The 19,910-nt window shown below is 57.9% G+C and carries 20 protein-coding genes and 2 pseudogenes; 12 read left to right on the top strand and 10 right to left on the bottom strand.

Going from position 1 to position 19,910, the window contains the following annotated elements; translation table 11 throughout:
* Window positions 1–257 precede the first annotated feature (257 nt).
* A complete protein-coding gene (locus tag NHF56_RS10895) occupies window positions 258–1,766 on the top strand; it encodes a HAMP domain-containing sensor histidine kinase (RefSeq protein ID WP_252804968.1) in 1,509 nt (502 codons plus the stop codon).
* The gene (locus NHF56_RS10890; protein ID WP_252804215.1) at window positions 1,744–2,811 is read left to right on the top strand and encodes a peptidoglycan-binding protein; all 1,068 of its coding nucleotides are present in this window, start codon (window positions 1,744–1,746) and stop codon (window positions 2,809–2,811) included. The genes NHF56_RS10895 and NHF56_RS10890 overlap by 23 nt, the downstream gene beginning before the upstream one ends.
* Before the next feature lie 59 nt (window positions 2,812–2,870).
* Here the strand turns inward: NHF56_RS10890 and NHF56_RS10885 are convergent.
* Window positions 2,871–3,170: pseudogene (locus NHF56_RS10885) on the bottom strand (methyl-accepting chemotaxis protein); the annotation flags it as partial.
* Between the two features lie 561 nt (window positions 3,171–3,731).
* On the opposite strand from NHF56_RS10885, the pseudogene NHF56_RS10880 reads away from it, so the two are divergent.
* Window positions 3,732–4,748, top strand: a pseudogene (locus NHF56_RS10880) (methyl-accepting chemotaxis protein); the annotation flags it as partial.
* A 48-nt stretch (window positions 4,749–4,796) separates the two neighbouring features.
* Here NHF56_RS10880 and NHF56_RS10875 read toward each other — a convergent pair.
* Complete coding sequence (locus NHF56_RS10875; protein WP_252804211.1) at window positions 4,797–6,476, bottom strand: sulfatase-like hydrolase/transferase; 1,680 nt, start codon at window positions 6,474–6,476, stop codon at window positions 4,797–4,799.
* Between the two features lie 191 nt (window positions 6,477–6,667).
* On the opposite strand from NHF56_RS10875, the gene NHF56_RS10870 reads away from it, so the two are divergent.
* On the top strand, window positions 6,668–7,009 hold the full coding sequence (locus tag NHF56_RS10870) for a DUF1491 family protein (protein WP_252804209.1): 342 nt from the start codon (window positions 6,668–6,670) through the stop codon (window positions 7,007–7,009).
* 12 nt (window positions 7,010–7,021) lie between these two features.
* Here the strand turns inward: NHF56_RS10870 and NHF56_RS10865 are convergent, their stop codons facing one another.
* Window positions 7,022–8,053 (bottom strand): DUF2336 domain-containing protein, encoded by a 1,032-nt coding sequence (locus NHF56_RS10865; RefSeq protein ID WP_252804207.1) that lies wholly within the window; start codon window positions 8,051–8,053, stop codon window positions 7,022–7,024.
* Between the two features lie 377 nt (window positions 8,054–8,430).
* On the opposite strand from NHF56_RS10865, the gene NHF56_RS10860 reads away from it, so the two are divergent.
* A complete protein-coding gene (locus NHF56_RS10860; protein ID WP_252804206.1) occupies window positions 8,431–8,601 on the top strand; it encodes a hypothetical protein in 171 nt (56 codons plus the stop codon).
* A gap of 94 nt (window positions 8,602–8,695) precedes the next feature.
* Here the strand turns inward: NHF56_RS10860 and NHF56_RS10855 are convergent, their stop codons facing one another.
* The 6 genes from NHF56_RS10855 to NHF56_RS10830 all read right to left on the bottom strand — a co-directional run bounded on the left by NHF56_RS10855 (window position 8,696) and on the right by NHF56_RS10830 (window position 13,744).
* A complete protein-coding gene (locus tag NHF56_RS10855) occupies window positions 8,696–9,028 on the bottom strand; it encodes a helix-turn-helix domain-containing protein (protein WP_252804204.1) in 333 nt (110 codons plus the stop codon).
* Entirely contained in the window at window positions 9,021–9,407 is a 387-nt protein-coding gene (locus NHF56_RS10850; RefSeq protein ID WP_252804202.1) for a type II toxin-antitoxin system RelE/ParE family toxin, read from the bottom strand. The genes NHF56_RS10855 and NHF56_RS10850 overlap by 8 nt, the downstream gene beginning before the upstream one ends.
* Before the next feature lie 95 nt (window positions 9,408–9,502).
* On the bottom strand, window positions 9,503–9,979 hold the full coding sequence (locus tag NHF56_RS10845) for a DUF2127 domain-containing protein (RefSeq protein WP_252804201.1): 477 nt from the start codon (window positions 9,977–9,979) through the stop codon (window positions 9,503–9,505).
* Between the two features lie 36 nt (window positions 9,980–10,015).
* Complete coding sequence (locus NHF56_RS10840; RefSeq protein WP_252804199.1) at window positions 10,016–10,564, bottom strand: DUF1254 domain-containing protein; 549 nt, start codon at window positions 10,562–10,564, stop codon at window positions 10,016–10,018.
* A complete protein-coding gene (locus NHF56_RS10835; protein WP_252804197.1) occupies window positions 10,557–11,144 on the bottom strand; it encodes a DUF1214 domain-containing protein in 588 nt (195 codons plus the stop codon). The genes NHF56_RS10840 and NHF56_RS10835 overlap by 8 nt, the downstream gene beginning before the upstream one ends.
* Window positions 11,145–11,542: 398 nt before the next feature.
* The gene (locus NHF56_RS10830; protein ID WP_252804195.1) at window positions 11,543–13,744 is read right to left on the bottom strand and encodes a transglycosylase domain-containing protein; all 2,202 of its coding nucleotides are present in this window, start codon (window positions 13,742–13,744) and stop codon (window positions 11,543–11,545) included.
* Window positions 13,745–14,222: 478 nt separating this feature from the next.
* Here NHF56_RS10830 and NHF56_RS10825 point away from each other — a divergent pair, with 478 nt between their 5' ends.
* The 3 genes from NHF56_RS10825 (at window position 14,223) to NHF56_RS10815 (ending at window position 15,770) form a co-directional block, all read left to right on the top strand.
* Window positions 14,223–14,678: a YcgN family cysteine cluster protein gene (locus NHF56_RS10825; RefSeq protein ID WP_252804194.1), complete on the top strand. Its 456-nt coding sequence runs from the start codon at window positions 14,223–14,225 to the stop codon at window positions 14,676–14,678.
* A 20-nt stretch (window positions 14,679–14,698) separates the two neighbouring features.
* A complete protein-coding gene (locus tag NHF56_RS10820) occupies window positions 14,699–15,316 on the top strand; it encodes a LysE family translocator (RefSeq protein ID WP_252804192.1) in 618 nt (205 codons plus the stop codon).
* Window positions 15,317–15,404: 88 nt separating this feature from the next.
* Window positions 15,405–15,770: a carboxymuconolactone decarboxylase family protein gene (locus NHF56_RS10815; protein WP_252804190.1), complete on the top strand. Its 366-nt coding sequence runs from the start codon at window positions 15,405–15,407 to the stop codon at window positions 15,768–15,770.
* Between the two features lie 385 nt (window positions 15,771–16,155).
* Here NHF56_RS10815 and NHF56_RS10810 read toward each other — a convergent pair whose 3' ends face one another.
* A complete protein-coding gene (locus NHF56_RS10810; protein ID WP_252804188.1) occupies window positions 16,156–16,356 on the bottom strand; it encodes a hypothetical protein in 201 nt (66 codons plus the stop codon).
* Window positions 16,357–16,605: 249 nt separating this feature from the next.
* Between NHF56_RS10810 and NHF56_RS10805 the strand changes: the two genes are divergently transcribed.
* From NHF56_RS10805 to NHF56_RS10790, 4 genes are all read left to right on the top strand, one after another.
* Window positions 16,606–17,139, top strand: coding sequence for a hypothetical protein (locus tag NHF56_RS10805; protein ID WP_252804186.1), 534 nt, complete (start codon window positions 16,606–16,608; stop codon window positions 17,137–17,139).
* A gap of 220 nt (window positions 17,140–17,359) precedes the next feature.
* Window positions 17,360–18,595: a DNA-packaging protein gene (locus NHF56_RS10800; protein WP_373456296.1), complete on the top strand. Its 1,236-nt coding sequence runs from the start codon at window positions 17,360–17,362 to the stop codon at window positions 18,593–18,595.
* 42 nt (window positions 18,596–18,637) lie between these two features.
* The gene (locus NHF56_RS10795) at window positions 18,638–19,030 is read left to right on the top strand and encodes a TM2 domain-containing protein (RefSeq protein ID WP_373456295.1); all 393 of its coding nucleotides are present in this window, start codon (window positions 18,638–18,640) and stop codon (window positions 19,028–19,030) included.
* Between the two features lie 85 nt (window positions 19,031–19,115).
* Entirely contained in the window at window positions 19,116–19,766 is a 651-nt protein-coding gene (locus tag NHF56_RS10790; protein ID WP_252804184.1) for a hypothetical protein, read from the top strand.
* The last annotated feature ends 144 nt before the right edge of the window (window positions 19,767–19,910 follow it).

Raw genomic sequence — 19,910 nt, 5'->3', positions numbered from 1 at the left:
CCTTGCAGGGCAGGCGATTGCGCCGCACGTACCCGCCTAAATTCTTAACGCGAATGCTCAAATTGAATGAAAACAGGTGCTTACGCCCTGTTAACCACGTTTGCCAAAGGTCGCAAAAAACGGCCCATTCGCCCTTTTCGACCGTGATCGCAATGTGAATTTTATCCTTTCCTTAAGCCCCGGCTGCGATTCTTGGGGCAGTTGAAATATCGAGTATTGAGTACAGCGTGCGCGTCATTGCAAACATAGCCGGCAGAATGGCCCAGGTGGCGGATAATATCGCTGCAGGCTGGTTGCCGTCCGATGGTGAGCCGGCAGCGCATGTGCGCGAGCAACATCTGCTGCGCCACATTCTCTTAAGCGGCGCCGCAGGTTCGCTGACGCTCCCCTTTGCACTGTTGCCGGTTCTGGGGCCCGCCGTGGCGCTGCCCGCTGGCGTTGGCACGGCCTTGGCCGCATCGCTGCTCGCCGCCTCGCTGGCATCTTACAATATGCGCAAGGCAGCGCTTGCCAGGACAGAGGCGCCGGTGGCGGCCAATATATCCGGTTTTGACGGACGCCTCATTCCAGGTCTCCTGACAATCCACGATCCCGCCGGTGTCGTGACCGCCGTTTCCGGCCGCGACCGCGAAGCCTATCTGGCCAAAATCGACAGTCCGGCCGGCAAGGGCTTCATCGACCATATTCATGTTTCCGACCGCATTGCCTTTTTCCGTGCACTCGACGATCTGCGCCAGGGCGGCCAACAGGCTGATGTGGAACTGCGCATGGCACAGATTCTCGACGGCAGCAAAACGCAGTTTCTGAGCCTCAAGGTCATGATGACCGCGCTGCGCGATGCCGACGGTGCTTTCCTCGGCTTTGCCGCACAGTCACTCGACAATCGTGATATGGTGGCAAGCCGCACCGAAACCGACCGCTATCGCGAGGAAGCCGAAAGCGCCAATGAGGCGAAAGCGCGGTTTCTGGCCGCCGTCAGCCACGAGCTGCGCACGCCGCTGAATGCGATTCTGGGCTTCTCCGACGTCCTGGCCGGTGAATATTTCGGCAAGCTGGAAAACGACCAGCAGCGTGAATATGTCGGGCTGATCAACCAGTCCGGCCAACATCTTCTCGGCGTTGTCAATTCGATGCTGGATATGAGCAAGATTGAGGCCGGCCACTATGCGCTGCACGTAGAGCCTTTCCCTATACGAGACATTGCAATGGCCTGCGAAGCCATGCTGGAGCTGCAGGCGCGTCAGAAAAAGGTGACCTTGACCTTCCGTGTTGCCAGAAACGCCGGCGAGGTCGTTGCCGACCCGGGCGCACTCAAGCAGATTCTGATCAATCTGGTGGGCAACGCAATCAAGTTCACCGATGTGGGTGGGGTCGTTTGTGTCGACATCGCCGTGCGCGACAATGATCTGGAGCTGGTCGTCAGCGATACGGGCATCGGTATTCCGCGCGAAAAGATCGTACTGCTGGGCCGACCGTTCATGCAGGTGGACAACGAATATACCCGCAAATTTGAGGGTACGGGCCTTGGTCTTTCTCTCGTCAAGGGATTGGTTGCCCTGCACGGCGGCGTGTTCAAGATCGACAGCGAATTCGGTCACGGCACCGTGGTCACCGTAACAATGCCGGCGGACGGTTCAGGGGCCAATGCGTTCGCCGAAGCGAATGCAGCCGATGGGGCGGTCGAGTTTCCGCCGCGCCTTCAGCGGGCCGCAAAGCCGATTGAGGAAAATGGGGTAATCGAGAATGCCGAAGCGAAAAGCGCCTGATAAAAAGCGGGCGCGCCGCAGCTGGCTGATGTCCGGCGTTGCTGCGGTCGCAAGCCTTGCCATGAGCCGTCCCGGCGTTTCGGGCGGAACGATGGTGTTTGGCATCATCTTTTCCTTCGTGGCTGCCAATGCGCTCTGGTATCAGCCCAAACACCCCCACCCCATGCTCGACACGCGCTCGGCCTTCAGCGCCTATGTGGCCCGCGCTGCCGCCATTGCCGAAGACGAAGACAATGTCACGACCTTCCGCATCGAGCGGCAGAATGAAGCACCCAAACAGGATGCGCCGACCACCACCGCGGTGCGCGCGACAAAACCATCGACAGTCGGCGACATCATCGTGCTGGACGATACGCTGGCAGGCAATTTGCCTGCAGCCGGCGAAGCCTCCGAACTCGTGCGCCAGATTCAGCAGAACCTCACCCGTCGCGGTCTTTATGATGGCACGATCGATGGCCTGATGGGGCCGCAGACGGAAGCTGCCATCACCTTCTATCAGCAGACGCGTGGCATCGAAACCAATGGTGAACCAAGTATCTCGGTCCTGAATGCGCTGAAAGCGGACAATGCCGAATTTGCCGTTGTGCCGCCGGATCGACCGCAGCCGGAAATCACCAATGCGATTGCGGCCAAACCACCAGCCGCAGACGATGGCGTTGCCGCTTTGATCGAGGCCAACTGGACGCCACCCGTGCCTGTCATGCGGCCGGAACGCGCTGCCAATGTGCCGCAGGCGGAGCAGAAGCCGGTTGCCGCAGCACCCGAACCGACCCCGGTGGTGCTGACAAAACCCGCAACACCTGAGACAAAGAAACAGCCAGCGGCAGCGCCAACGCTGCCGGTCGTGAATGCCGATCCCGAACTGGTGAAAAGCATCCAGCAGGGCCTTTCCAATCTCGCTTATGCCGATATCAGCATCGATGGCGTGGCCGGTGCGCAGACGCAAACCGCCATCAGCCATTTCCAGAAGCATTATCGCCTGCCGGTCACCGGCAAGCCGGATGAACTGGTGCTGGAAAAGCTCAAGCAGATCGGCGCGCTTTAACTGACGAACAAGAAAACGCCGGGCTGTGCCGGTGTTAGCAAAAAAGGACGTCAAAAACGTCCGTCGGCCGCTGCAGACAGCCGGTTCGTTGCTGCACTGGTTTCTTCCACAATGGCCGCATTCTACTGCGTGGACTGGTCCATCTCGCCGACGGCTGTATTGACCTCACGCAGACCGGTGGACTGTTCCTGAGCCGATTTTGCAATCGAATTGACGTGATCGTCGATACCTTAGATCTGCAGCTTGACGCGCTCCAGCGCCTCGCCGGTCTGTGTCACAAGTTTTACCCCAGAAGTCACTTCGTCGCCGGAGCGGGTGATCAGATCCTTGATGTCGCGGCCTCGCGCGGCTTGCCTTTTGTCAGGTGAGGCGCACATTCCCCTCTATGTTCATGAATTCTTATACAAGATTCATCTAATATTAAGCATAAAGCGCAATTCTAATCGGATAGATTGGAGGATGAAATGGTTGCCGTTCAGTACAATCACGACGTGAACGCAGGCGCGTCCACCAGTGAGGCCGACGAAGATGCTAACCGGCTCAAGGCGCTTGAGGTCATTCGTTTGAAGGACGCCGTTGTTCGCCTGGCCGTTGACGCGTCGCGCCTGGGAATTGATCTCGCCGATATTGCGGGCGCAATCCAGGATGTGGCTGCCGCCTCGCGCCGCCATGGCGATGTCTTCGAAGACCTGATCGGCGTATCGCATGAAATTGCGAAGGCAAATCGTGAGATTGCCAATTCGCTGCGCGAAACGGATGAACGGGCAGGCGGCGCGCGCGACGTGCTGAACCAGACTGCGGAAGGTTTCTCAAAGGCAGTCTCCCAGATCGACGAGATGGCAGGTGCAAACGCCGAAATTGCAACCGAGATTTCCGCCTTTTCAGGCTCAGTGGAAAATGTCACCAAATTTGCCGGCGAAATCGGCACCATTGCCCGCCAGACCAACCTTTTGGCCTTGAATGCGGCAATTGAAGCAGCCCGTGCGGGGGAGGCGGGCAAGGGCTTTGCAGTGGTCGCCGCAGAAATTCGCGAGCTATCGCTGCAGACCTCCAAAGCCACTGAAACTATTCAGAAAACGCTGGTGGAAATTCGCACCAAGATCGAACGCCTGATGCAGGCGGGTGAGGGCGCTTCGCGTTCGGCAGAAGAGGTCAAGGCGATTGCGCTGGCGACACAAAGCTCATTCAGCGAAATGGAAACGGCCTTTTCCCACATCCTCGATTCCTCCCACCAACTGGTGGACACCACCAATGCAGTGGAAGGCAGGTGCAACAATTTCGTCGGGCACCTCGACCGTACCGCCGAGGAAATAAACGGCTCCAATGTCAAGCTTCAAGGCGCCGCCGAACGGGTGGACGGCCTTGTCAAACTGTCCGAAAACCTTGTCCAGGTTACCGCCAATACCGGCGTTGAGACGCCCGACAGCAAATGGATCGGCAAGGTCTGTGATGTCGCAGCCTCCGTATCGGCGGCCTTTGAACAGGCAATCGACGGTGGCAGGATCGGTCTTAACGATCTCTTCGATCGTGATTACAAAGCAATTGCCGGCACCCAGCCCGAGCAGAAGTCGACGCGCTATCTGAGCCTTGCCGAGAGCGTGCTGCCGAATATTCAAGAGCCGGTGGCTGGCAGTGATCCTGCCGTGGTGTTCTGCGCCTGTGTCGACGAAAACGGCTATCTGCCGGTGCACAACGCCAAATTCTCCCAGCCGCAACGTCCAGGCGATGTCGAGTGGAACACGGCCAATTGCCGCAACCGCCGCATCTTCGACGACCGCACAGGTCTCGCAGCCGGCCGCAACACCGATCCTTTCCTCGTCCAGACCTATCGCCGTGACATGGGCGGCGGTAACTTTGTCATGATGAAGGATATTTCCGCACCGATCTTCATCAAAGGCCGCCATTGGGGCGGGGTGCGGCTGGCGGTGAAGATATAAAGTCCAGGTGGCGAGAAACCTGCTTTGACCTGCCCAAATCAGGTCTTACTATTCGACCACAATCAATCCACCGTCGATGCGCGCCTTGAGATCGCTTTGAACCGCATCCCGGTTGATGCAACTGTAAAACCGGCCCTGGCAGGTCTTGCTCAGCGCACTCAGGTTCTCAAATTGCGGTGAGTTGACCAGGTCGGCGGCCGCAAGCAGGTCTGCGGCGAGAAAGCCGGAATCGAGCGTTTCGGGCAACGTGTCATAGTCGATCGCGTGCCCGTAGCCGTGCACCGAATAATAGGTGCGGTAGATGTCGGATTGCGGTTGGATGAGCACCGCCTGTTTGTTTCTGTCCTTGAGAACCAGTGCTTCGGTTGCAGTCGCCTGATGGTCGCCGAATTCAACAAGCACGCTGCCCTGTGGCCCGGGTTCAGATGAAACCCAGTCGTGAAACCTGTCGAAGTCCCGGCGCGATATGATCACGCGGCGCGCATATTCCGAGGCCATCGTGTTTTTCGCCAATGGTCCATCGCCCTGAAGCTTGATGTCGGGCCTCTGGATGGTGTCATAGGGCTGATGGCTGAACATGGTCTGGATGTGAATGAAAAGCGGTTGGTCCCCGTTTTTGCGGCGGTGCTCGATGGTCAGTTTTCGGGCAAAGTCGAAATAGGCCTCGTCGTCCGCTGTTAATGGATCAATGCCTGTTGCGTCCGCGTCGTAGACCTCCTGAAAGCCGATCGAGCTCAAAAACCGGCCTTCATTGAGGGCGTTGAAGGCGAAGGGAATGAGCACCACCGTACGATAGCCGCAGCGGCTGAGAATATCGGGCAAGGCACCCTTGATACGGCCTTCCATCAATTGCGTCACATAGGCTGCCCGCCATCCGAATTCGCGAGTGGAAAGGCCAGACAGAACCGAAAAATTGGTCATCCAGGTACCAGCACCCACCGTTTCCACAAAAAGCGAGCGCAACACACCGTCGCCGGAGCGAAAGCTGTCGATGGTAGCCTTGGGAAAGCGAATATCCGGAAACAGTTCAGGCGTTGCCTGGCTTTCCGCCAACACCATGAAAATATCGGGATTTTTGCCCGTGGCGTTGCAACGCACGCTGTCGGGTAGGGGGCTGACGGCACCAAGATCCTCTGTCGCTTTTTGAAGGGGCACAGGGCGCAGCATGTCGGGCAGATAGAGCAGGGAAAGCGGAAAGGCCGAGGCATTGTAGCCGGCGATATAGGGCAGATAATCAGCCTCTCTCGGATTGTGCATCGGATGGGTAAAATAGGCCACAGCCGCGAAGATAAAGACCGGAATTGCACGCACCCCGGCTGGAATCCCGACCGGGCGCTCATAGCGGAAAAATCCGATGATGAAAAACACGATCAGGACAAGTGCAACGACGGCTCCGGCGGTCAAGAGCGGAAAGGCCTTGGCAACGAACACCATGCTCCAGACATCCGTACCGCTGAAGATGAAGTCGTAGGCATGCAGCGCAAAGCCGATGAAGTGGAACTTGGCTGTGGATACCAGCGTCAACCCGAAGATGATGAGCGCGGCGGCATAATTGGATGCAAAGAAGCGCCGCGAAACCACGAACAACAGGGCACCAAGCGTCGCGGTGGTGGCCAAGGTATAGGGAATGAACCGCCACCTGGTATCAAAGACATAGACCATGACGAAGAAGAGTGCGCCGATGCAGAGCGCAACGACAATATTCGACAAAAACGCGTAAATCTTCATAACGAATCGATTGTATCCCCAACCATTCGATATGATAGGCATCTGGGGACGGCTGTAAAACGCGAGTTGCTTTCTTGGTTAAAAGCAACCGTTGCAAGTGTGCCCCGTATCCGAAAAGCTTTTGTCGCCGACAGCATTGCGGTTGGCCGCATATTGCGCCAAATATCTGAATTCAAAGAGAAAGGGCGTTCATGCGTTTAACATCGGAAATGTTCATCTCCGCACTCGTGCGCCGCGCTTTCTCTGCCGGCGATTTTGCGGCCATCGAAGTCAAAGGGGCGCACGAAGCCGGTGCCATCTTCATCCGCCAGCGTTTCCGTGATGGATTGCAGACGGTCTACGCGCCAGCGCCGCAAAGCTTTTTCGACGAGCGCAAACCCGATGGGCGGCTGTTCGAAATCCGCCTTGATAAGGTGGACAGTGCCGAGGCTGACAAGCTGATTGGCCGTGAAAAGAATTTCGACCCCGACCTGTGGGTGATCGAGATCGAATCCGACAAGGTCGCCGCGCTGATCGATGTCGTCGAGGATTGAATGTTGGCCTTATCAAGCCTTGCGGCGGCTTGAAACCGGCACATAACGGTGAGCTGCCTGTCGCGGTGCCTGCGGCTGGGCAATATCCACATTGGCCGGTTCCGGCGCAATGTCGGCGATATCGCCACTGTTGGTGTAATGGTCGGCACGCCGCCAGGCCGCAAGACGCATGGCGCATTCGCCGATGTCGAGCGACAGAATGAGCCTGTGGGCGCGGGTGCGGCCTTCACTTGCCTCCGTCAGATGCGGATAGAAATTGCACAGGATCTCGCGAATTTCGCTGACCGGCAGCCCGAGCGCAAGCAATGTGGTTGCAAGCTGAGAACCCGAGAGATCAAGCAAAATGCGCTCGGCCAGCGAACGGCTGGACTTGATCGTTTCTGAAAGCGTGGCGGCAAAGAAGCCGGCTTCGCGTTGACGCGAGAAGCGTATGAGAAGCGCTTCCTGCAGGCCGGTCGCACCGCCGGTAAGCGGCGGCGGTCCAGCCTCGCGCTCGTGCAGCAACAGGTCTTTCAGCTCTTCACGGATGGCCTCTTCGCGCGCGCGGCGTGCGGCTTCGCGTTGATCTTCCGCAGCCAGCGCAGCAAGTGGCGTATTGTCGGATATGCCGTTGGGACCGGTTTCTGCATCGATCTCGATCCACAGCGCATGGCTTTTCTGATCGACGCCCGAACCGTTGTGAATGGCAGCCAGTGCATCGACAAGCTTGGGCGATAAATCATCGCGCTTGGCAATGGCACGTGCGTGATCGGCCCCTTGTGTGCGGGCAATGGCAATCAGCGTATCGTCGGGTATGGCCTGACAGGAGGTAAGAAAGGGCGCTGCAATCCCGATGGGTTGGGAACCGAGGAAATAGCAGACGGAAACCGGCAGAACCGCGCATTGCGAGAGGGCGGCGGCAGCCTGTTTTCGCGCCTCCTGGGTGGAGGCTTGATAAAGCGGCAGAAACAGTTCGGCAAATTGCTTCAGTTCGGCCTTGGAGGGGTATTTGCTCGATTCGAAACTCGTCACTGTGGCCATGAGAACCACATCCTTCTTCCGCATGGGCTGCGGCCTCTCCAAATCCCTGAAGCTGTCAGACACGGTAACACCTACGCAATACCTACTCTTAAAACCGGCATTAAAACTAACTAGCCGGAACCGTTTGGATCAAATTAGAGCAAAAGCCTTTACAAGCTGTTAACCAACCTGTGCGTGAATGGTCTTGCAGTTTCGATCTGTATGAGAGAGTTGTAATGCACGTTCGAACTGAACTTGGAGCCAAACAGTAATCAGTATGATGAAGCGCGTTTGAATGCTTTGAGAATGATGCAAATGTCCCGGCTTGGGTTGCCGGTGAGTGCATCAGCCCGCGCAACCAAGAGAATGCGGGCAGGATGAAATTGGGTTTCATTCATCTGTCTCGACGAATGGAGACGAGAATGACGAATGTCGTCAAACTATCGGACAGAATGCCGCGCGGCCCGCGCAAGAGTGTCAATCAGCCCGAGGACGCAAAGATCCTGCTTTTCACAGGCGTGCGCTACGAATACCGGCTGCTGCCGGGGCAGGCCGAGGCCAAGGCACCGATCACCGGTCCACGCAAGCATTAGGCTTGGCGGGGGCTGATTAGCCGTAGCCGCGCGAGAGCATTTGAGGCGAAGTGCGTGCCTGTATTTGCGTCGCCTGATGACCAAAATCGCTCGCTTAAGCCATTTCGGCCTTGAGCGTTATCTGGCCCTGTTCTCCGGCTTTTGGATGACGCCGGACGACGATTTCCACATCGCGGCTGAAACAGGTCAGAAAGGCCATGAGGCGCTCCACAGAGAAATCACGGAACTGTCCTTTCAGCATGCGCGACACCTCAGGTTGGGAAATCCCCATTATCTTGCCTGCAGCCGTTTGGGTGAGCTTCTGGTCATCAATGATGTCTTCGATGGCACTGACAATGCGCGCTTTCAATTGATGTGTGTCTGCATCTGGGTACCCCGTGTCAGCAAAGACATTCCGGCTGCCTATCTTCACTTCGATCTTACTCAACGTCGGGCTCCTTAATGGCATTGGTCCTGTAATCCTCCTCGGCCATACGCAGGCGTTGGCGGATAAGATCCAAATCTGATTTTGGGGTTGCTATTCCCTTTTTCGACTTCTTCTTGAAGGCGTGGAGGATGTAAACAACCTCGGCAAATTTCACGGTGTAAACGGCCCTGTAGGTATCTCCATCGTGGTCATCGATGATCTCGACAGCCCCGCTTTGCGAACCTTTGAGCACCTTCGAATGACGCGGTATCTTACCTTCCTGCACACGATGTATGGCGTATCCCATCGTATCATGAACTGCCTGAGGGAATTCCATATAGTCTTCGTAACTGGAACCAATCCAGCGAAGGCTTTTCAAAGGGCGCATCACCTCACTCATACATTATTTATGACGATATCATCATAATCTGTCAATAGGTCAGTGAGCATCAATTCGAGATACGGGCTCCCGTATACTTAACCCGACGAGGCAGATCACCGAACACTGCGGCCCTTCCGCACCAGCCGGTATTCGTGCCAGATCATCAAAACCACAAACAGGTCGAAGATCGTCAGGGCAATGAGCATTGGGCCATGGGTATGGGAGAAGCGGTAGAGCTGATAGACGATGAAGAGTCCAAGGACCCACAGCGAGGCGGGATAGGCCCAGTATTTCTCTTTCCACAGTCCCGCAACAAGCAGAAGTTTAACAAGGCCGTGGCTGGCAAGATAGAAGGCGTAGAACGTCTTGGTGCTGACAGAGAATTGCTGTGCCCATTGCAGCAATGCATTGGCCACCGCGTCACTCGGGTCTTTGGTCAATTCGTGCAAGGTAAGGAGACTGACAAGATGCAGGATGGATTGGGTGCTGATGAAAGCAAGTGCCAAGCCGCATGCAAACTCCACCAGCGCGTCAAACCCTTTGAGCGCAATACTGGCTTTGAAGATGCGATGGATTTCGCGCTCGTTCATGCTGTTTTCTCTCAGTCAGCGTGCGGCGACCTTGGTTCAACCCGTTCCCAATGGTGCACAGGATGCCGAGGCTATGAAGGCATCTGCGTCCTTCTCGATGCTGGTTTCGGGATAAAGGGCACGCAGGACAACGTAGCCGCGTGATGCGGGGAGCTCAATCAGGAAGGCTTTTGATGTCGAAGGATCGGCGGAACGGCGGATTGCTGCAAGCTGACCCGGCGTTCCCGCCACGAGGTCGAGCGCACCATCAACGGCGGTGCGGTCGTTCATGCTGAAGACCTCGTTGGAATCCTCATCATAAACCGCCGCTGACCAGAATGGCACGCGCCCCTCTGCGAAAATGGCAGCGGGACCATAGTCCACATCAAATGCGCATACAGCTTCCTTCACGAAGGGAATATTGTTTTCGAGGCCCGATTGATCGGTTTTCTCGCCAAGCGGATGAAATTCGTTGAGATCGCCCTCGTCGAGAACCCGGCTGAAAGCATCGATACCGGAAAACGAGGGCGCTGCCAGAATGACGACAATGTGGAGGAGAACCGCACCGATAAGGCCAGCACCCACGGCATAGAAAATGCTACGCATCGCTGCACCCCGCCTTTTCAATGGTCGGCATGGAAAGGTCGATCAGGCCCGAATTGCCGGCAGCCGGTGTGTCGAAGAGCGTCAGGATCAGCTTGAAGCGCCTATCTGCCGGCACGGCCAGCCAATTGTCCGGCTGGGCCCTCGACGAAACGGTAAAGGAGAGCGAGCCATCCTTGTTATAAAGTGCTGTCCAGGAACTGTAGGCAGATGGCAGACCCGCGCCTGCGCTGAGAGGCTTGTTGTCGCCATCGGCAGCCGTCAGCACCCAGAAACGGGCGGTTGGTATTGCGCCCGACACGACGTAGTTACAAGCCGGATCGAAGCGATTGCCTTCGCTGTCGGTCAGCGCTGAAAAGGCGAGCCCCTCGGCACTGCCGAGAAGCAACTGACCGGCCTTGGCACGGTGGTTGCGGGCATAAGGGTCAGCGTCCGAGGTCTGGGCTTTGGGAAAGGCCTGCCACGCACCAACAGAGATTGCGCCAAACCCCGTGGAGTAACGGATGGCGTATTGGGTCGCATAAATACCGCCGCCGAAGGCGATGGCCAATGTCAACAGAACGAGAAACGGAACCCTGAACATGGCTGAATGCTTAAACCAAGGAATGATTCACGCCAAGCTTGGACATGAACACGCCCCCAAGTTCAAGCATTTAATGATGTTCCGACAGCAGCCAGTGTCATCATTCTGTCTAACAAGTTGACCTATCCGAAGCTGCACATCTGACGGGAATCAGAAAAGGCCGGTCTGTTTTTGCAGATCGGCCTTTTCTATGCGGCATTTCATATTCACCCGCTTCTGAGGTCTTCCGGTTCAGGCAAGGCCCAAAAGGGAGAGCACAAAACCGATGACCACGATCAGCCCAACGAGATAGATAATAGCGTTCATAATCAAACTCCTTCCTTTGTATCTCAAAACCGGGAAGGCGGCGGATTGTTCCACTGCAACTGCGCGCGGTGCGCCCGTGCCTTGGCAGAAATTCAGTTGCTGGCGACGTTGCCGGTGCTGCTGACGGGGTTGCCTTTATAGTCCAGCCGAAGGTCTGAAACCTGGTTGTTGAGCGGATCGGCCTTGCGCAGCACATTGCCGATCTCGCGGATAAGGCGCGTGGAGGCTGTTGAAAGCGAACGGGGCCGCTCGATCGCCATGGTGCCCTCATCGCCTGACTTGGCACCGTTTTCCGCGATCTGCGGGTGGGTTCCGTTCGGCAGTGGATTTTCGATGCCCGGAATGGGCTTCAGCTCGATGCCCTGATGGGCGTAATCCATCAGCTTCTTGAAGGTCATGGCGGGCAGGGAGCCGCCGGTGACACGGCCCGTGGAGGTGTAATCGTCGTTGCCGAACCAGACGGCGGTCGTGTAGTTGCCGGTAAACCCGCAGAACCAGGCGTCACGATAGGCCTGTGTGGTGCCGGTCTTGCCGCCGGTCACGATACCGTTTTCAAGGGCTGCGCGCCGCGCGGTGCCGCTGACGGGAATGGTGACGAGGATCCTGTTCATCGACGACATGGCCTGCTCGGACAGGACACGCTTTGCCGGTGGCTCGTCACGATTGAAATCGTAGACCACGTTGCCGTCATAATCGGTGATCAGCGAAATGCCGTGACGGCGCGACTGGAAGCCCCCGGCGGGGAAGACGGCATAAGCGGTTGCCTGATCAAGCACGGTGACTTCCGAGGTGCCGAGCGGAATGGTCTTGTCGTGGCGGATCGGTGTTTCGACGCCCATGGCCTTGGCCATGTCGACAATCGGATCGATGCCGAGAAAATCTTTGGCAAGGCGGACCGGCACGGTGTTGTAGGAATGGGCAAGCGCGCTCTGCAGCGTGACGCGTCCATGGAAGGAGCGGCCGTAATTCTGCGGCGACCAGCCACGCCAGGAAATGGGGCCATCCAGCACGGTGGATTCGGGCGTGAAACCGTTTTCCATGGCAACAGAATAGGTATAGACCTTGAACGACGATCCCGGCTGGCGCAGCGCACTCGTGGCGCGGTTGAACTGGCTCTCGCCATAATCGCGCCCGCCAACCATGGCGCGCACGGCACCACCGTTTTCAATCATCACCAGTGCGCCCTGGCCGACATGCAGGCTCTCGCTATATTGGCGAAGTGTGGATTCAACGGCTGTTTCGGCTGCCGTCTGCAGGCCGGGATCAAGCGTGGTGCGCACGATCATGCGGCGCACGCCGAGCTTGGTGCCGATACGCTTGGCCTCGTCATAGGCCCAATCAAGGAAGAAGTCGGGCGACTGCTGGCTGGCGCGGTCAATGGGGGTTGCCGGGTTGCGGCGCGCAGCAATGACCTGGCCTTCGGTCATGAGGCCGGACTGGACAAGGTTTGTCAGCACTTCATTGGCGCGGGCGCGGGCGGCCGGCAGATTGACATGCGGGGCGTATTTGGCCGGTGCCTTGAAGAGACCGGCGAGCATGGCCGCTTCAGCAAGATTGACCTCGGTCAGGTCCTTGCCGAAATAGAACTGCGCGGCAGCTGCCGCCCCAAACGTGCCGCCGCCCATATAGGCGCGGTCGAGATAGAGGCTAAGGATTTCTTTCTTCGAGTAATGCGTTTCCAGCCAGAGCGACAGGAACGCTTCCTTGATCTTGCGCTGAAGCGAGCGTTCGTTGGACAGGAAGAGGTTCTTGGCAAGCTGCTGCGTGATGGTGGAGCCGCCCTGAACGACACCGCCGGCACGCGCATTTTCACTCAAGGCGCGAACGAGGCCCAGAAAGTCGATGCCGTAATGATCGAAAAAGCGACGGTCTTCGGTCGCCAGAACCGCCTTGATGACATGATCGGGCAGCTGGTCGATGGGCACTGACCCTTCGTGGATGACGCCGCGATGGCCAAGCGGATTGCCGTAACGATCAAGCAGCGTGACGGCAAAATCATCCTTGGAACGCCAGTCCTGTTTGGTGATTTCGAAGGCGGGCAGGGCCAATGCCAGAAGCAGGATGAAGCCCGCCGTGCCGATGTTCATCGCCTCGCCGGACAGCTCGAAAAAGGCCTTGTAAATGCCGCGCGCGCGGAAACGGCGGAAGAAGATGGTGATGTCTTCCCAGATTTCGGAAAAGCGGAAACCGGCATTCCAGATGGACGAATCGATCCACGAATCGATGCGCAGGAAAAAGAAGGCGATGCGCCGCCCAAGGCTCGGTTTTTTCTGTTTTTCCGGTTCGTCAGACATCGATTTGTCCTGTTGAGGCGCTGGCCATCATAATGAGCTTTTGCTTGACGCGCTACGGTGGACGGGCTAGCGCGAGGTGTTTATACCAATGACCGATCATTAGAACCCATATGATGAGAGCTGGAACGGCCAACCGAGTAGGAAAATACCGCAGAGCGATGCCTGAGCATCGGTCGAGGATTTTGACGCCCGCGGTGGCCTTTTCCAGCCTCACCCTGCCGCAGATTTGCTTTGCAAATCTGCAAACAGATAAAGCAGTGGCCACAGCTTTCGCGTCACCTTGTGACGCGGCGTGGCCATGGGCCGGGCGCTTTTGACTTTCGGACGTTGTCGAAAATCCTCGCCGTAGCTATGGCTACGCCTGCGGTTTTCTCCTAGCCGAAAGACAAAATCGCTCCGGTCATATGGGCTCTAATGATCGGTCATTGGTATTATGCGGTTTTGGTGAATGCCGCAATCGGTTGCAAGGACATTGAACGTGACGGACGCGCCTTTCTGGAGGACCAAAAGTCTTGCCGAAATGAGCAACGCGGAGTGGGAAAGCCTCTGCGATGGCTGCGGGCTTTGCTGTCTGAACAAGCTGGAAGACTGGGAAACCGGCGAGATTGCCTGGACGGCGATCCGCTGTCGGTTGCTGGACGGCGAGACCTGTCGCTGCATTGACTACGAAAACCGCCAGAAGACCGTTCCCGACTGTATCCAGCTGACTGTGGAACAGGTCAACGAAATCAGCTGGTTGCCGCCGACCTGCGCCTATCGGCTGGTGCGCGACGGGGAAGACCTCTACTGGTGGCATCCGCTCGTGTCCGGTTCACCCGACACCGTGCATGAAGCGGGCATTTCCGCACGCGGCATGACGGTGAACGAAGAGGCTGTGGAGCTCGACGATTACGAAGACTACATTGTCGACTGGCCGACGAAACGTCAGCCTTAGCTCTGAGACTCGGGCGCTCCATGGATATCACCAGCCTTTTATCCTCCAACATAGCCGCCTTTGCGCTGGCAAGCCTGCTGATTGAGCTGACGCCCGGCCCGAACATGAGCTGGCTTGCCATGCTGGCGGCAAGCGAGGGGCGGCTGGCAGGGTTGAAGGCAGTGGCAGGTATTGGTCTGGGGCTCGCACTCGGTGGCGCAGTCGCTGCCTTTGGCGTTGGCGAACTGATACAGGCCTCAGACCTTGCCTATGAGGTGCTGCGCTGGGCAGGCATCGGGTTTCTGCTTTATCTCGCCTATGATGGCTGGCGCGAGCCGACCGGTGATGGCGTTGGCCAAAGCGCGCGCAATTTCTGGCGCGGGCTGATGGCAAACCTCCTCAACCCCAAGGCTTATATTTTCTATATTTCCGTCCTGCCCGCCTTTATCGATCCCAAAGGCGATCCAATGCATCAGACATGGGTGCTCACGGCAGTTTATGTGGCCATTGCAACGGGTGTTCACCTGGCCCTGGTGATTGCTACAGGCACCTTGCAGCCGGTTCTCTCCGTGCCATCAAGGGCAAGGATTGTGCGGCGGGTGATGTCGGTTCTGCTGGCGGGCGTGGCACTGTGGTTTGCCATTTCGACGGCGCGCTGAAACACAGGAAATGATTGATCTGACGCAAGGTTTTCGGCCAGAAAGATAAAGATATTGAGAATAATATGTATTCTTTCAGGAGACCACCGTGAACAAGAGCTACCCGGACATCACCCGCAGCATTTCGGCCAATGCGCGCAAGCTGCGCAGATCCATTCCCGACACAATGGGGGGCTTTTCGCAGCTTGCACACGGCGCCTGCAAGGACGGTGCGCTGACCACCAAGACCAAGGAAATGATCGCCACCGCGATTGCCATCGCCACGCGCTGCGATGGCTGCATCGGCTTTCATGTCGAGGCGCTGGTGAAGCTTGGCTGCACCTGGGACGAATTCAACGAAGTGCTTGGAATGACAATCTATATGGGCGGCGGCCCCTCCCTGATGTACGCCGCCGACGCCGTGACGGCTTTCGAACAGTTTTCCCTTTTGCATGCGCCGGAGAAGGCGGGGTGAGGGGGACGCTGATGAACGCGCAGCGAGAAAAATTCATTTTATAGGAAAATATACCTTGACGGCGTGACGGTTGTTTGGTAGGGTTTAGGCACAGTCGCAGAGTTGCGGCTGCACAATAGGGAAACCCCGCTTTCCCTTCCGGAGCCTTGCTGCGTCGGTCTTCTTTGGAGGATTGCGGCGTGGGGTTTGACCGGCTTGCGCAAAGCAAAAAGACGGGCAGTTGCGGATGTAAAAGGATTATTATCCTATCCGACTGCCCGTTTTTTGCGTCTGAGCCTGTGTCCACCACGAGCCGCCGAATGGCGCACGGCGATTTTTTGCCTGCGGGTGTGGCCGCGTTGGTTTGCGGGCAACGCCTTTGCAGGCTTTGGTTGTTTAAAGGGCTTTACCGCTCGGGAAACTGACGCCGGACCTGGCTGGGTGCGATATTGAAGACCTTGTTGTCGCGGTCAAGCTCGCTGCGCAGGGTCTGTTTGCCGGTGAACATGGTGGACACCCATTCGGGGTCGGCATTGGCGGCAAGCAGAACGAACACCGCGACCGCAAGGACCGGTAGGCTTAAGAGGGCCTTGTCGATGTCGCGCATGAGCTGCGCCTCCGTATGAACGTGGGCGCACACTAGCGGCAAGGTCTTTGCGATATCCTAATAGAACATCCGCAATTTAAGTGAGGGCATCGCTAAATTTCGCGGGTTCATTCTGATGGTTTTTGTTGGCGCACTGCCGAATATCAAAACCAGGAACAAAGCTGATTTACTGTCCAATACATGAAGGCGTCTTCTCCGGCATCTGTTTCGATGCGGGAAAAGCGCCCGTTTTGCCATGGGAGTTTGCCGATGGATGCGCATGAAACAGATGCCGAGCTGGCGCTCTTTATGCCGTGGGGCGCAGATGGTCGTCCGGCTTCCAGGGCGCTGGTGGACCGGGATGTTCTGCTCGAGATCAAGTCGGCGGAGGCGGCGGCCAGCGGTGAAGACCTTCGCTGTGTGCTCAATGATTTGACGGCTGAGCTGAAGGCGCAGTTTGCAACATTCAAACGGTTGCGGCTTGCGGCGGAAAAGACGCTGGATGAGGCCGGCTGCGACGAGGCGACAGCCAAGCTTGCCAAGGCCGATATCAAGGCTGCAAGCGAGGCGATCAGCCAAATCGTGCGCACGCTCGAAAAGGTGGACAATTTGCAAAGGAGCATGGCCGATGCCCGTGCCAGCGCCGCAGACGACGCCGTTACCGATGCCGAAATCGACGCCATGTGCGACGTCTTTGCTGGTCTTATCGAGGAGCGGGCGCGCGAACTGGCCCGCCGTTACGCTGATGGGAATGGCGCAGACGATGCGCCAGGCTCTGGAGAAATGCCCGACCCCGGCGGATGAGCCGCTTTATGCAATCCCGGAATGGCTCAAGGCCTTCCGCATTCATGACGCGCATGAAACGGCGATGAGGGAGTTGCGGGTGAAACTGCAAGTGATGCGGGACGGGATCAGCGAGAGCGAGAAGCTTGCGACATACATGGAAGGCAGGCGAGAGGTGGCTGCTGCTGCGAAGGTCGCCGCGCCAGCGCTCACGCGGCAGGTGACGGTGCTCGATCGCACGATGCACTATGATCTGTTCAACGCGGTGGGCCACCACTGGCGCTTCCAATTGCGCCATGCGCAGATGCCGCCGGAAGGCGAATGGCGCAACTGGCTGCTGATGGGCGGACGCGGCAGCGGCAAGACACGCGCCGGTGCCGAATGGGTGCATGCGCTGGCAAGCCGTCAGGACGCAGGCGCGCTTCGCATTGCCCTTGTGGCCGAAACGCTGGGGGATGCCCGCGAAGTGATGATCGACGGGGTGTCCGGGATCATGCGGGTGGCCAGGCGCTATCGTCCGCAACTGGAAATTTCGCGCCGCAGGCTGGTCTGGCCGAATGGCGCGGTGGCGCAGATTTTCTCATCTGAAGATCCTGAAAGCCTGCGCGGCCCGCAATTTCACTATGCCTGGTGCGATGAACTGGCGAAATGGAAATATGCCGAAGAAACCTATGACATGCTGCAATTCGGGCTTCGGCTGGGTGACAAGCCGCAACAGCTGATTACCACGACACCGCGCGCCGTGCCGCTGTTGAGACGGCTGATGGCGGACAAGGCAACGGCGGTGCGGCGGATATCAACGCACGAGAATGCCGCCCATCTCTCACCGGGCTTCATGGCTGCGATGCAGGAGCGCTATGGGGGCTCAAGACTTGGGCGGCAGGAACTGGACGGCGAACTGATTGAGGATCGCGAAGATGCGCTCTGGCGGCGTGACGCCATTGCGGTGACGACGCTTGTCGCAACCGGCCCGATGCGGCGCATCGTGATCGGTGTCGACCCGCCCGCAGGTGCGGGCAAGGCAAGCTGCTGCGGGATCGTGGCGGCGGGCCTTGCCGGCGACGGAAGGGCGGTGGTTCTCGCCGATTGTTCGGTGACCTCGCCATCGCCGGCGGAATGGGCGCGCGCGGTGGTGGCTGCATACCGGCGCTTTGAAGCCGACCGGGTGGTGGCCGAAATCAACCAGGGCGGCGACATGGTGACAGCCATGCTGCGCAGCGTGGACGTCAACCTGCCGATCACCGAGGTGCGCGCAAGCCGCGGCAAGTTTACCCGTGCTGAACCGGTGGCCGCCCTTTATGAACAGGGCAAGGTCGCCCATGCGGGCCGCTTTACCGCGCTGGAAGACCAGATGTGCGACTTCGGCCCCGATGGACTGTCGGGCGGCGGCTCGCCGGACCGGATGGACGCACTCGTCTGGGCGCTGACCGCACTGATGCTGGACGGTGTCGGCGAACCGCGCGTGCGGGGACTCTGAGTTTGTTGAAATAGAGGTTGCCGTATAGAGCGTAAGTTGAAAGTGCGAGCAAAAGCTGCATATTACTCTTGGGGCAATTTTAAGGGGGCAAAAATGGGGCTGTCGGTTCAAGAGCAGATGCTCATCGAGCAAAGGGTAACAAACGAAGCTAAATCTGTTGGCGCAGCCTATGTGATTTGGCTGTTTTTGGGCGGTCTGGGCGTGCACAGGTTTTACTTGGGCCGTACAGGAAGCGGTACAGCGATTCTCATCTTGATGATACTTGGTTGGCTCACAATAGCGCTCGGAGTTGGATTGGTATTTCTCTTCGTCGTAGGCCTTTGGGTGTTGATTGACGCTTTTCTCATTCCGGGAATGGTCAATCAGCATAAGGATGCCGTGCGGCAAAGGCTGACAACTCAAGCATTGGTTCAGCAAACAGAGCCAACGGCTTAGACGCACGATTTCATCGTGATCAGACTATGACCCCGCTTTCAAGCGGGGTTTTTTGTTCCCTGAACATCACAGAAAAGGACTGAACATGCTGAACCGGGTCACCGAGATTGACCGGGCGCGATTTTACGCGCGCATTCGCGAGAGCCTGGCTGGCGGGCGGCTGACACAGGGACAGGTGGACGGGATGAACCTGATCCTGGACCGGTTCGAAGCCACACACGCGCTGAGCGACAAACGCTGGCTTGCCTATATGCTGGCGACCGCCTGGCACGAGACGGGGGCGAAGATGCAGCCGGTCGAAGAGCGGTTCAACTATTCGCCAGCACGGCTTCTGACGGTTTTTCCGAGACGCTTTTCGGCAGATGAGGCCAAGGAATTTGCAGGCCACCCTGAACGCATTGCCAACCGCGCCTATGCCAAGCGGCTCGGCAATGGTGGCGAGGCAACGGGCGATGGTTGGCGCTATCGCGGCCGCGGGCTGGTGCATATCACCGGACGGGCCAACTATCGCACATTCGGGATCGAACGCACGCCGGAGCGGGCGCTGGAGCCGGAACTGGCAGTACGCATCTTGATGAACGGGATGGTGAGCGGAGCCTTTTCCGGAAGGCGGCTGGCAGATGTCTTTTCCTGGAAACGCGAGGACTGGGTGGGTGCGCGCGCCATCGTAAACGGCAAGGATCGCGCCGAAGATCTTGCGGTCTATGGACGGGCGTTTTTCGAGGCGCTGACCTGACCCCCCTCTCCCTGCGTTGCGGGGAGAGGGCTGGGGTGAGGGGCCTTCGCAGAATGCACTGCGTCCAAGATGTTGCGGGTTCGACGCTGCCCCTCATCCGCCCTTCGGGCACCTTCTCCCCGCAGGCGGGGCGAAGGGGAAATC

Source organism: Rhizobium sp. L1K21 (assembly GCF_024055895.1).
In the GTDB taxonomy this organism is placed as follows: Bacteria; Pseudomonadota; Alphaproteobacteria; order Rhizobiales; family Rhizobiaceae; genus Ensifer_A.
This window is presented reverse-complemented; position numbering and strand designations above follow the sequence as displayed.